General features: G+C 39.6%; 12 protein-coding genes. 7 read left to right on the plus strand and 5 right to left on the minus strand.

Translation table 11 applies throughout. The annotated features are described in order from the left end of the window. Positions 1-46 precede the first annotated feature (46 nt). The gene (locus tag ACN0TV_RS14980) at positions 47-1,063 is read left to right on the plus strand and encodes an LLM class flavin-dependent oxidoreductase (RefSeq protein ID WP_417363830.1); all 1,017 of its coding nucleotides are present in this window, start codon (positions 47-49) and stop codon (positions 1,061-1,063) included. Here the strand turns inward: ACN0TV_RS14980 and ACN0TV_RS14985 are convergent. Continuing rightward, positions 1,060-1,503 carry a MarR family winged helix-turn-helix transcriptional regulator gene (locus tag ACN0TV_RS14985; RefSeq protein WP_417363832.1) on the minus strand — a complete coding sequence of 148 codons (444 nt, stop codon included), beginning with the start codon at positions 1,501-1,503 and terminating at the stop codon, positions 1,060-1,062. The two genes, ACN0TV_RS14980 and ACN0TV_RS14985, sit on opposite strands and share 4 nt — an antisense overlap. Positions 1,504-1,580: 77 nt before the next feature. On the opposite strand from ACN0TV_RS14985, the gene ACN0TV_RS14990 reads away from it, so the two are divergent. The 6 genes from ACN0TV_RS14990 to ACN0TV_RS15015 all read left to right on the plus strand — a co-directional run bounded on the left by ACN0TV_RS14990 (position 1,581) and on the right by ACN0TV_RS15015 (position 8,234). Then, the gene (locus ACN0TV_RS14990) at positions 1,581-2,015 is read left to right on the plus strand and encodes a GNAT family N-acetyltransferase (RefSeq protein ID WP_417363834.1); all 435 of its coding nucleotides are present in this window, start codon (positions 1,581-1,583) and stop codon (positions 2,013-2,015) included. Positions 2,016-2,038: 23 nt separating this feature from the next. Beyond that, a complete protein-coding gene (locus ACN0TV_RS14995; protein ID WP_417363836.1) occupies positions 2,039-2,548 on the plus strand; it encodes a GNAT family N-acetyltransferase in 510 nt (169 codons plus the stop codon). Positions 2,549-2,747: 199 nt separating this feature from the next. Next, the gene (gene msrA, locus ACN0TV_RS15000; protein ID WP_417363838.1) at positions 2,748-3,392 is read left to right on the plus strand and encodes a peptide-methionine (S)-S-oxide reductase MsrA; all 645 of its coding nucleotides are present in this window, start codon (positions 2,748-2,750) and stop codon (positions 3,390-3,392) included. 43 nt (positions 3,393-3,435) lie between these two features. Then, positions 3,436-3,927, plus strand: coding sequence for a peptide-methionine (R)-S-oxide reductase MsrB (gene msrB, locus ACN0TV_RS15005; protein WP_417363885.1), 492 nt, complete (start codon positions 3,436-3,438; stop codon positions 3,925-3,927). A 132-nt stretch (positions 3,928-4,059) separates the two neighbouring features. After that, positions 4,060-5,274, plus strand: a complete 1,215-nt coding sequence (gene dinB / locus ACN0TV_RS15010; RefSeq protein WP_417363840.1) for a DNA polymerase IV — start codon at positions 4,060-4,062, stop codon at positions 5,272-5,274. Next, entirely contained in the window at positions 5,274-8,234 is a 2,961-nt protein-coding gene (locus ACN0TV_RS15015) for a DNA polymerase III subunit alpha (protein ID WP_417363842.1), read from the plus strand. The genes dinB and ACN0TV_RS15015 overlap by 1 nt, the downstream gene beginning before the upstream one ends. 15 nt (positions 8,235-8,249) lie before the next feature. Here the strand turns inward: ACN0TV_RS15015 and ACN0TV_RS15020 are convergent, their stop codons facing one another. From ACN0TV_RS15020 to ACN0TV_RS15035, 4 genes are all read right to left on the minus strand, one after another. Continuing rightward, positions 8,250-10,163, minus strand: coding sequence for an ATP-binding protein (locus ACN0TV_RS15020; protein ID WP_417363844.1), 1,914 nt, complete (start codon positions 10,161-10,163; stop codon positions 8,250-8,252). A gap of 65 nt (positions 10,164-10,228) precedes the next feature. Then, positions 10,229-10,390 (minus strand): hypothetical protein, encoded by a 162-nt coding sequence (locus ACN0TV_RS15025; RefSeq protein WP_417363846.1) that lies wholly within the window; start codon positions 10,388-10,390, stop codon positions 10,229-10,231. Between the two features lie 482 nt (positions 10,391-10,872). Next, positions 10,873-12,309, minus strand: a complete 1,437-nt coding sequence (locus ACN0TV_RS15030) for a Gfo/Idh/MocA family protein (RefSeq protein ID WP_417363848.1) — start codon at positions 12,307-12,309, stop codon at positions 10,873-10,875. A 16-nt stretch (positions 12,310-12,325) separates the two neighbouring features. After that, complete coding sequence (locus tag ACN0TV_RS15035) at positions 12,326-13,147, minus strand: 3-keto-disaccharide hydrolase (protein WP_417363850.1); 822 nt, start codon at positions 13,145-13,147, stop codon at positions 12,326-12,328. Positions 13,148-13,310 lie beyond the last annotated feature (163 nt).

The raw sequence follows: 13,310 nt of genomic DNA on the forward strand, positions 1-13,310 counted from the left end.
ATTGAACGACTAAGTAGTAATTGATATAAAAACTGTAAAAAAACATATGGAAATAGGAATTGATAGTTTTGCCTCTGCAATGTACGGAAGGGAGCTCAGTAGCGCTGATGCTATGGAGGAGTTACTGGATCGTATCGTTGCAGCAGACAAAGTAGGACTTGATGTATACGGCATTGGGGAGCATCACAAAAAAGAATTTCTGGATTCTGCTCCAGCTGTTATTCTCGCAGCTGCCGCAGCAAGGACTAATCGTATTGGTCTAAGTAGTGCAGTTAAGGTTTTAAGTACCGATGACCCTGTACGTGTTTATCAGCGCTTTGCAACGCTTGATTTGATTTCTAAAGGCCGAGCAGAGTTAGTCGTAGGGCGAGGTTCTGCTACAGAGGCTTTTCCTCTTTTCGGATTTGACCTTAATGACTATGATGCACTTTTTGCAGAAAAATTGGGCTTGTTACTTCAAATAAGGGATCAGGAATACGTGACTTGGAATGGTAGGTATAGGCCGGCATTGGAGAACCAGCCTGTATATCCAAGAGCTTTCCAAGAAAAACTTCCCATTTGGTTAGGGGTCGGTGGAACCCCAGGATCTTTTGTTCGTGCAGGCTCCTTGGGACTACCGCTAATGGTCGCCATTATAGGTGGACAAACAGAACGTTTTCGCCCCCTAGTTGACCTGTATCGTGAGGCTGGGATTAAGGCAGGGTATTCATTGGATCAATTAAAGGTGGGATTGCATTCGCCTGGGTATATTGCGAAGAGTAATGAGAAAGCCATTAAAGACTACTATCCTGGATATGCAGAATTATGGACAAAATTAGGAAAAGAACGCGGTTGGCCCCCAGTAACCCGTGCGAAATTCGATGCCCTTATTGCACCAAAGGGAGTGTTAGTGGTGGGTGATGCTGAACATGCAGCTGAAAAATTAATACGACATAGTGAAGCACTTGGAGGGGTTGATCGCTTTACCTTTCAAATGGATAATGCGGGATTGACCCATCAGCAATTACTGGACTCTATTAATCTTATAGGAACCGAGCTTATTCCTCTTCTAAAACATGTTTAACTAGCGCTTGTAGATGGTTTATCGTGATAGAGGAGCGTCATGAGTCTATTAAATAAATGAGCAAGTTCCAGTTTCTCTGATACTGAAAGCGAGGCTATAACTGATCGGACCGATGCTGTAGAGAGTTGATCCAGTTTCAGTTGCTCTTTTATGCCTTTACTGGTCAACGTGATTTCATAACTGCGCTTGTCAACGGGAGACTGCTTCTTTGTCAACAAGGAATTTGAGATTAATTTTTTGATGATGCGGCTTAAGTAGCCTTCATCTAGTTTTAATATCTTATTGATATCCGTAGCTGTGGTTACTTTTTGCTGGTTTACGATAAATAGAATTTGTGATTCGGTTAGGGAATAATCAGTGTTGAGCATGGTTTTTTCCAGTAATCCTATGCTGCGCACGTAGTTTCGATTGAAGTCTCGAATCGTATGTATAATTTCCATTTCATCCATTGTGATTTTTATTTGCCTTTGTCAAGTATTTTTAATTATATTTGCTTTTGTCAAGTAATATACAAAAAATGATTACAATTAAAACAATTACAACTAATGATTCGCATTACCCTGCGATGAGGGAATTGCGAAATAGAATTTTATTGCGCCCTATTGGCCTGAAAGATGGTGCTTGGGAGATGCAGGATGAAGAATCTTGGCATTTTGTGGCGCTTGAAAATGATCGTGTAATCGGTTGTGCTGTTTTAGTTCCTTTACAAGACAAACCAAAACGTGCCCAATTGATGCAAATGGCGGTGGATACAAACCTTCAAGGCAAGGGAGTAGGGAAGTTGATCGTCACAGAAATGGTTTCATTTGCAAGCAAAAATAAATTTGAAGAAATCAGTTGTCACTCCAGAGATAGTGCTGTTGACTTTTACGTCAAACTTGGTTTTGAGGTATATGGGGAAGCCTTTGAAGAAGTGGGGATTCCACACAGACATATGAGAATAGTTTTGTAAAACGGATTCAAAATAATATAAATATGACCATAACGAATTGTACAATGGGGGATATAGATGAGATATTCCGTCTATATAAAATAGCTTCAGATTTTCAGAAGGCTAAAAAAAAGGTCACTGTTTGGCCGGATTTTGATCGAGAGCTTGTAGGGTGTGAAATTCGTGAAAATCGACAGTGGAAAATAACTATAGATGGTGAAGTAGCTTGTGTATGGGCCGTTACATTTTCTGATGACCAAATCTGGGAAAATAGTCAAAATGATGCTGCGGTTTACATCCATAGGATTGCGACGAACCCTAATTTTAGAGGGAATAACTTTGTTGCCAAAATTGTAGATTGGGCCAAGGTTTATGCCAAACAAGACGGAAAAGATTTTGTCCGACTTGATACCACTGGTAACAATACAGGACTTATCGAGCATTATAAACGCTCAGGTTTTGACTTTTTAGGAATAGTGGATCTTTCAGACGCTAATGGATTGCCAGGTCACTATAGTAACGCACCTGTGTGTTTGTTTGAAATAAAGCTATAAGGCTCTATATACGTAATTCACAAATAATTAGACCCTTTTTACAGTGCTTTCTCCTTGTATATCCGTAATTTTGAGCTTGTTAAGACCTTCTATAATCATGAGATTGGTATGATAGTTGGTGCTTGTGTTTAAGGATGTTTTTGGCTTGGTTTTTTGAAGTGATCTGCGTCCTTTGTCTTAAAACTCTTAAACAAAAACAATGAGAAATCAATTACTTTTATTCGGTGCATTACTACTTTACAGTGTATCTAGCCTTGCGGCACATCCCTTTTCAAAGGATATCGTCTATCCCTTTAATGAGCTTGTGAAAGAAAGAGATACTGCAACATTTGCTTCAGGATGTTTCTGGTGTGTGGAGGCTAAATTTTCACAACTCGAAGGTGTTTTGAAGGTGACTTCGGGCTTTACTGGTGGACATCTGAAAAATCCAACTTACAAACAGGTCGTGTCTGGGACTACCGGGCATGCGGAGGCTTGTAATATTGTTTATGATCCCGGTGTGATCTCCTATGACGAATTACTAGAGGCTTTCTTCTTATCCCATGATCCAACACAGCTCAATGGTCAGGGTAATGATATAGGGACCCAGTACCGCTCAGCAATTTTTTATCACAATGCTTCTCAAAAGGAAAAAGCTGAATATTACATCAATAGACTAACCCAACAATTGATCTACAACAAACCGATTGTAACTCAGATAAAGCCGTTTACAAAATTTTACATCGCTGAAGATTACCACCAGGAGTATTATAAAAATAATCCAAACCAGAGTTATTGCCGTTATGTGATCCAGCCGGAGCTGGAACGATTCAAAGAAATTTTCAAAGACAAACTTAAAAAATAAGGCCATGATGGTTAGAGCAATAATTTTAGGTGTTTTACTGGCAATGATCAGTGGGGGGAGCTATGAGCAGAACCTACGTTCAGATAGGGGACACGAAAACAATCCTTACTATTCAACCACGGACACCACAAAGTTGCGGGTCTCTGATGCGCAATGGAAAAAAATATTACCGGAAGACCTTTATGCTGTGGCAAGAGAGCAGAATACTGAGCGTCCATTTACCGGAAAGTATTGGAATAGTGATACAAGAGGACGTTACTACTGTGCGGCTTGTGGAAATGCACTTTTTAAATCGGATGCTAAATTTGCCAGCAGTTGTGGTTGGCCGAGTTTCTACGAAGCTCTTAGAAAAAATAGTGTTACTTATAAAGAGGACAACTCCCTTGGAATGCATCGTATTGAGGTGCTTTGCGGACGCTGTGATGCGCATCTTGGCCACATCTTCAACGATGGACCACCACCAACCTATAAACGATTTTGTATGAATTCTATCAGTCTTGACTTTGAACCTGAAAATGCATTTACTGCGAAGTAAGGTGGGTTAGACGGTAGTTTTCGAATCCATAGTTTTTGTTTTTTGTAGGGGTCATTTTGTTCATAAATTTAACAGCGAAGAATAGTTGATGTTGGAAATATTCCATAATTTTGTTGGAAATATTCCAATTTTATGAACAGAACCATTCTACATCTTGATCTGGACACTTTTTTTGTTGCAGTAGAGCGCTTATTAGATTCCCGTTTAAATGGACGGCCTATATTGGTGGGAGGGGTTTCTGATAGAGGGGTGGTAGCGGCTTGTAGCTATGAATCTCGAGCTTTCGGGGTGCATAGCGGGATGCCTATGAAAATGGCTCGAAATTTATGCCCTGAGGCTGTTGTGATTAAGGGTAATGCAGGTACTTATACCAAACAATCGGAACTTGTTACTGAAATTATTAGAGAGGGCGTGCCTCTTTTTGAAAAGGCTTCGATTGATGAGTTTTATGCGGACCTCTCCGGAATGGATAAGTTTTTTGGATCCTATAAGTACGCCTCTGAACTTCGAAAACGAATCATTAATGAGACCGGTTTACCGATATCCTTTGGGTTGTCTGTAAATAAGGTAGTATCTAAAGTAGCCACCGGAGAGGCTAAGCCAAACAACCAATTGAAAATTGGTCTTGGTTTAGAGAAGCCTTTTTTGGCTCCCCTGTCCATTAGGAAAATCCCTATGGTTGGCGATAAGACATACCTCACACTTCGCAACCTTGGAATTAAGCAGATAAAAACACTACAGGAAATGCCCAGGGACATGATGTCTACTGTTCTGGGCAAAAATGGACTGACTATCTGGAATCGGGCTAATGGGGTGGATCACACCCCTATAATTCCTTATTCGGAACGTAAATCCATATCTACAGAACGAACTTTTGATCGTGATACCATTGATGTTTACCGCCTGCGATCGATCCTCACAGCGATGACTGAAAACCTGGCTTTTCAGCTTAGAAGAGCAGAGAAGCTGACCGCCTGCGTGAGTGTAAAACTTCGGTATTCTGATTTTCAAACATGTTCTAAACAGATCAAGATCCCTTATACGAGTGCGGATCATATTTTAATCCCTAAGGTTCAGGATCTTTTTAATCAATTGTATAATAGAAGGCTGCTTGTTCGTCTTATCGGTGTGCGTTTTACGCACCTGGTCCATGGACACTACCAGATCAATCTTTTTGAAGATACCGAGCAAAGCATACGTCTTTATCAAGCCCTGGATACCATACGCGAACGTTATGGAGACCGCAGTGTTATCAGAGCGGCTTCTATGGGTGTAAAGAGTATTGGACGGATGACCAATCCCTTCAATGGTGGCCCACCCGTCATTTTAGCACATCGCAAGCAGTAATGTATTTGAATTGCCACACCTATTACAGTCTTCGGTTCGGGACCTTTTCTGAATTGGATTTACTCGACTTGGCTCGAGAAAACACCGTTCGAGAGTTGGTGCTGACGGATATTAATAACACCTCTGCCTGTCTTAATTTTGTCAGAAAGGCTCCTGAATTTGGGGTTCGTCCCATTGTGGGTATTGATTTTAGAAACCAAGTGGAACAGTTTTATGTGGGGATCGCAAAAAACAATCAGGGCTATAAGCAGTTAAATGATTTTTTATCCTTGCATTTGCATCAAAAGAAGGATTTTCCGGAAAGAGCTCCTGATTTAAAGGAGACTTGTTTTGTGTACCCCTTTGAAAAGGTATTGTTAATGGGGCTTACTGACTTTGAGGAGCATGAATATATAGGGATTTCTGTCAACGATTTACGAAAATTACCATTTTCAGGATATCTTCAGTACAGGGATAAATTGGTTGTGCTACAAACGGTAACCTTTAGAAATAAACGGGATTTTAATGCACATCGATTGCTTCGGGCTATTGACAATAATACCTTGTTGAGCAAATTACCGTCTTCACAGCTTGCCTCTATGGATGAGAGAATGTTATCAGTTTCCGATTTGTCTTTAGCCTTTGGGGAATATGACTTTATTTTGCAAAATACGCAGCGCTTACTGCAGGGGTGTCAGATTCATTTTGATTTTAGTCCAAATGCTAAATCGCAGAACCAAGCTATCTATTTTAAATCAAAGCAAGAGGATTGTGATAAGTTACGAGAGTTGTGTCTTGAAAATCTTTCTTATAGATATCCTGAGGACACTTCTATGGCTTTGGAACGTGTAGAAAAAGAGTTGGATTTGATTTATAAAATGGACTTTGTCTCCTATTTTTTGATCAATTGGGATATTGTTTCCTATGCCAAATCTCAAGGGTATTTTCACGTAGGTAGAGGGAGTGGAGCAAACAGTATAGTGGCTTATTTATTAGGAATCACCGATGTGGATCCTTTAGAACTGGATCTGTATTTTGAGCGTTTTTTAAATCTTTTCCGCAGCAGCCCTCCTGATTTTGATATTGATTTTTCTTGGCGAGACAGACAGGATGTTACCAGCTATATTTTTAAACGTTTTGAAAATGTTGCCCTAATGGGAGCTTACGTCACGTTTAATTACAGGGGTGTGGTGCGTGAACTAGGAAAAGTATTCGGATTGCCTAAGGAGGATATTGACAGATTGAGTAAGGGTGATTTTAACACCTCTCAGCTTGATAGTTCTTCGCAGTTGGTATTAAAGTACGGTAGTTTAATTGAGGGATTTCCAAATTATATAAGTGTACATTCTTCCGGTATTCTGATAAGTGAACGGCCACTGCAGCACTTTTCAGCAACCTTTCTACCGCCCAAGGGATTTTGGACGGTGCAATTTGATATGCACATTGCCGAAGATGTCGGGCTGTATAAATTTGATATCCTCGGGCAACGTGGACTTTCAAAAATAAGAGAGGCCTTGGATGTGATCAGGTACAATCAACCTGAAGCAGAAGTAGCAGATATTCATGATGTTTCTAAATTGAAAAAAGATGATCGGATTAGAACCTTATTGAAATCCGGCCAATGTATGGGGTGTTTCTATATTGAATCACCTGCGATGCGTCTTTTGATCAAGAAGCTGGAGGTGGATAACTATTTAACATTAGTGGCAGCTAGTTCAGTGATACGCCCCGGAGTCGCTCAAAGCGGAATGATGCGAGAGTATATTCTTAGACATCGCGACCCTTCTCGGGCTTATGGAGCGCACCCGGTATTATTGAAACTGATGCCAGAGACTTATGGGGTAATGGTCTATCAGGAAGATGTGATTAAAGTGGCTCATTATTTTGCGGGTTTAAGTCTTGCGGAGGCTGATGTATTCCGTAGGGGGATGAGTGGAAAATACCGAAGCCGCGAAGAATTTCAGAATGTACAGCAAAAGTTTATGTCAAATTGTCGAGAAAAGGGATATAACGAGAAGCTTATTTTAGAGGTGTGGAATCAAATCGAGAGCTTTGCAGGTTACAGTTTTGCCAAAGGACATTCGGCTTCTTATGCCGTGGAAAGTTATCAAAGTTTATACTTAAAGGCTTATTTTCCGTTGGAATACATGGTTGCTGTTTTGAATAACGGTGGTGGATTTTATCAAACAGAAATCTATATTCATGAAATTCGGATGCAGGGTGCTCGTATTCATTTGCCGTGCATTAATCGGAGTCGCATTGAGAATGTGATTTATGGGAAAGACCTCTATCTTGGTCTGGATCATCTCAGGGAGCTAGAAAATAGGGTAGGACTGCGGATTCTAAAAGAAAGGGACTTTGGAGGGGCTTTTTTGTCTTTGGAGGATTTTCTTGACAGGGTAACCATCTCCATAGAATCACTTTCTGTTCTGATTCGAATCGGTGCTTTTAGTTTCACGGGGATTGATAAATATGAGTTACTTTGGAAAGCGCACTTTGCTTTAGGGCACTTACAGCGCTTTGAAACACAGCAACGCCTCTTTGTAATCAAGCAATCTTCGCATACCATTCCGGTACTGAAAACTACTACGCTAGAAGCTGCTTTTGATCAGATTGAACTTCTGGGTTTTTGTTTATCATCTCCTTTTACACTGCTTTTAAATCCGGTTGAAAATAAACGCATCGCCATGGATTTTAAAACACGGGTATGTCGACATGTGGATATATATGGCTATCTAGTAACCATTAAACCTTCTCGAACTGTGAAGGGTGATCTGATGTATTTCGCGACGTTTTTGGATCAAGAGGGAGAAGTTTTTGATGCAGTATTGTTCCCTCAGATCGCGCAGAAATACAGCCTTAGAGGAAAGGGGATTTACCGTTTGTATGCTAAGGTAGTGGAAGAATTTGGGTGCTTTACCCTTGAGGTGATCAAGATGAGAAAGGAGCCCTATGTACAGGATCCAAGATTCTCTAGTTGACAGTAACTAAGATGATCAAATCGGTATATTGATCGTTGCTTTGGTTCCGGAAGCGCTAGATGGGTCAAACCTGATTTTGCTGTCAATTCCTTCTAAACGTTGTTCCATATTTTTAATTCCATGTCCATTTTCAATATTTTCTACTGTCATTCCAATACCGTTATCTGAATACTCCACAACAAGTTGGTTACCCACCTTTTGGAAATTGAGCATGACTAAACCTGCCTCACTGTGCTTTTTCATATTGATCAATAATTCTTGTAGAATTCGGTACAAGGTCCTTTGTTTGTTTTCTATTAAGTCATCCCAAGGGATTTCTTTAACACCTTTGCTCAATACTCGGGATCCGTCGTTGTTGTAATTGGATAGAAGTTCTTTTAAGGTTTCTGGGAAATCTGTACCCACGAGGACATCACTGTAATCTCTGGCGATATTACGGGTTTTTCGATAGAGCTTATCTATGTCACTTAAAAGTATGGGTTTAAATGAAGGGTTTAAGGTGTCTTTTTGAATACGTGTCAAAAGATTGAAAACATCATTGGCAACCTCATCGTGAACCTTTTTTGAAATATAGAGTTCCGCCTGGTAAGCTGCAGCTTCTTTTTCCCTTTTATGCTTTTTAATTTGATTTCTGTAGAACAGATAGCCTCCCCCTAAAATGATTATAACAATGAGCGTTAATATGATATTACGTGATTCTGCTTTCGTTACCTCGAGCTCCTGAATGATTGCTTTTGCCTTTAAATTTTCATTTTCTTGTCTATTGTGTTCAACGTCGTATATAATCTTGGCATAATGGTTTTTATTTCGCTCCCTGACCTTATGGATGCTATCACTAAGTTCTATGTATTGCATAGCATATTCTCTAGGGTTTGCTGCAGTCTCTACAAGGATAGACAGGGCATTTAGCTGGTCATCCGGATTGTTATAGGTTTTCGCTGTTTCATAGGCCAGGCTTGCCATTTTAACGGCTTTGGGATCTGAGCGATCTGCATAGTGTTCAGCTAGGTTGACATAACTCCCGTTTAATCTATAAGCTATATTGTTTTGTTTGCGCATCGCCAAGGCTTCTAGCAAATAGTATTCGGCATCCGGGTGCCCAAGTTTACTTTTAGCCAATGCCCAGTTGTTGAGTATTCGGGACTTGTATCTTAATTCTTTAGAAAAGTCAAAAATAGAGTCTGCTCTAAGTTCGGTAAGTATGTCGAAGGCCTTTTTGTAGTTGTGTCTTTCTATTTGAGTTATCGCAATGTTGTTTTTAATATTGTTTTGATACTCCTTATTAGAGGACAATTGGAGTGCCTTATTAAACCAATACAAGGCTTCATTGAAATTGCCTCTCATTTTAGTGATTAAAGCAATGTCGTTATAGATGCTGGAGCGTTTTTCATTATTAGCTGAATTCTCTTTTAAATAGTTAAGACTTTCAATCGCAGTTAATTCAGCTTCTTCATAGTTACCTATTGTTTGTAGAATTAAAGTAAGTAATCTTGAGCGACTGTAAACCTTTGAACTATCTTTTAATTGTTTGTATAGTTCAACACTTTGATAGCCGTTGAATAGAGCACTATCCATCTGACGATTTTTATTAAAGTAAAATGCCTTTAGATAAAACGCATCTGCCATGCCGGATGAGTCTTTGGACTTGTGATGAGCAAAAAGCAGTTTATTGGAATAATGAAGCGCACTATCCAAGGGTCTTTTATTTCCAAAAAGTATAATCCGTTGTCGAAGTATTTTACTATAGGTAGAATCAGATCGATACTCAATAAGTCGTAATGCCCTGAAGTTTGTATGTAGCGCTGCATCGATATTGGAAGATGCCTTTAATTGATCAGCTTGTTTGTATAAGGAGTCTACATAGCTGACGGATACCTGCTGATCGGCAGGTACACTTCCTCCTTCACAAGAGATCTGTAGAGATATCATTATTAGTAATAAGAGGAATGTGAATAGGGTAGTTCGCATTCCTCAAATTTATGAATTAATTTCTTCTAATTGCCATCCGGCTCATCCGGATCTCCTCCATTTGTTGCCCCATCATCATTAGCTTGATGTTGGTAAAGGCTTTCTGTGTCTGAAATATCTTCATTACTACACGAGTACGTACCAAGAATTGTAGCCAAAAGTATGACTCCCAAAAATAATTTTTTCATGATTTTGTGATTAAAAATTCGACAAATGGATTCCCTGTGGCTCAATAGATATGTGATTCCATGGCCGTGGGTTTTCCGCTTTTATTTCGTGGGAAGTAAAAATTCTCGGCGATCAATTGGAGTCACTTCCCAATGGCTCTTTTGAATCGCGTTGAGAATTTTTGTAAGCATGATTTTGCGCTTCGATGATGTTAGCTTGACACCATCTGTATCAATTACTCAGTGGCAAATGAAGTGTAGAAAGTCTAATTAATTGTTGACAAAACCCCGCCATTTTTGGCGAACTGTCCTTGCCAGTTTTGTCCAAAAGCTGCCGTCACAGGGGGTGCGCTTCGAGCTGTGTTTTGAAAAAGGATTTCGGATTGTGGTAAGGGTATAAAAGAAAGGACCAGCACGTAAATTAATACATGCCGGTCCAAATTATTTGTTTTAATCACAGATGATTTAGATGTTCATCTGTGATTTATGAATTTTAAAGTCAATTAAAAGTCTCTGTACTCTCCAGATAAATACTTATTGGCTTTTTCTTCTTTGAACTGTGCATTTTCTGCATCCCAATTCAAGGTTTCTCCTGGGAATCTTCCTGCGATTGTTCCTAAGAGAATGGTTTCAGTTAAACGAGCTGAATAGGAAAATGGAGCTGTACACTCGTCTTTTCCTAGACAAGAATCTATAAACTGATGGTAGTGTTTAGGTCCTTCTGATTCGTAGTTTCTAATAGGTGAACCCAAATTGTGTTTCTTGCTTACCTCTTCAATTTCTTTGGAGATGTCTACATATTCGCCATCGACAATTTTTTGTGGCAATTGCATGAAATGTGGGAGTAATAACCTTCCTTTTTCTCCAATAAACATGGCACCTTGATCTGGAAGTTTACCGCTTTCTGCAGCTGCAACTTCCAAGGAAGTTTTGTCTTTAACACTTTTTGATTCTTGAGCCTCTTCTTTGGCATTATTAGCCACATTCTTAGCTCCCGGTAAAATAAGATCTTCATGAGACTCCGGTGCTCCGGGGCCATCATACCAAACCCATTTTAAAGCTTCTGCGGTATATGGCGTTCCAGGGAATTCATAGGTTACTGTATTGTTCTCCGGGAAACTGAATCCGTTAGAAGGTCTGCATAGGGTAGTAATGGTTCTTGGCACATCTAATTGTAATGCATTATAAGGTGTGTCGAAGATATGGACCCCCATATCACCTAAAGTTCCACAGCCGTAATCTACAAGCTTTCTCCAGTTACCCGGGTGATAAACACCTTTTTTATAAGGTCTTTCTTTTGAGGTTCCAAGCCAAAGATTCCAATCTAAATTTGCTGGTACCGGATCTTCTCCTACAGGAGAATCACCGTCGTATCCCCAATTTTTAGGAGACCAAGCTCTTACCGTATGTACCTTGCCTATTATTCCAGACTGAATTAAAAGGGTAGCAAGTTTGTAATCGTAAAAGGAATGTACTTGTATCCCCATTTGAGTAACTAGGCCTTTTTTAGCAGCCAGTTTATTCATTGCCCTAGATTCAGACACGTAATGGGTCAGTGGTTTTTGACAATAAACTGCTTTGTCTAATTCCATAGCTAACATAGAGGCAGGTGCGTGGGTGTGATCCGGAGTGGATACCACAACTGCGTCTATTTGTTTATCCATTTCTGATAGCATGGTGCGATAATCCGAGTATATTTTTGCATTCGGATGCATTGCTTGAGCCTCAGCCAATAATTTGGAATCTACATCACAAAGTGCGACTACTTTTACAGACTTATGAGAGGAAATTGCTTCTAAATCTGCTCGCCCCATTACACCTAATCCAATATGTGCGGTTCTGACGGTTTTACCTTTTAGTGCTGCATCTGCCAGTGTAGGAATTAACATTACACCTAGAGCACCTAAACTTGATTTTTTGAGAAATTCTCTTTTTTTCATGATGAGAGAAATTTGATTATAATTTTTTAATTTTTATATTTTTAAACCAGATTGGGCTGGAGTGATCTTGAAGTCCAATAAAACCAGTTTTATACTTTCCGTAATCAGGACTGTTTTTCCATTTGTCCGAGTTTTTCTTTTCTACCCATGCCTCATCCCATGGTACAAAGGAAAGCACCATTTCTCCGTTGAGCCAATGTTCAACTCGCCCTGGAGTGAATACAATTTTAGTAGAATTCCATTCTCCTGCAGGGTTTAAGATTTTATCTGCTTTTGGTGGATGCATAGCGTAATCTGCAGCTGTAGATTGTAATGGTTTTAATTCTTCCGGATTCTCGGTATACCCTAGAGAAAGGTTGTATGAGGTAAGATCGTGGATATTTTCATAATTTTCATCATCGATCAACTGGTATTCCGGTGACACTACCGGAGGTCCGTCATATCCTTCTTTTACGTGATAGAATACACCACTATTACCACCTGCAGGTATTTTCCATTCAAGGTATAATTCGAAGTTATCAAACTCTTCCTTGGCATATATGATATCTTTTCCCCCGGTGTAATTTTGTTCCAAACCGAGCTCGGTGTCAAAGGTAAGGGTGCTGTCTTTTACGATCCATCCAGGAGGAAGAGAATCCATATTGTAACCACGCCACCCTTCTGTATTGGTGCCGTCAAATAGATAAATCCATTCTCCGGACGCTTTAGTGGACTCTACTACAGGCTTATCTGTAGGGACAGTTTCTTTTTTTTCTGTGTTGTTTTTACAAGAAAAAACCATGGCTGCACCTAATAACATTATTAAGGTATGCTGCCGTAATTTAATTTTTAATTTCATTGAGTTCATTGTTTATAGTTTGATTCTTTTAAAGAAGCGAACTAATATAGTCATCAATTATAAGGTTTGAAATTTTTTTCTGGATTATTTCATAATTATATAGGTTTCACTTCCTTTCTTTTGAGGAAATCTAGTTATTAATTGTGATTTTGCTTGCGGCAAA

Origin of the sequence: Galbibacter sp., from assembly GCF_048266365.1 — a bacterium.
GTDB lineage: Bacteria > Bacteroidota > Bacteroidia > Flavobacteriales > Flavobacteriaceae > Galbibacter.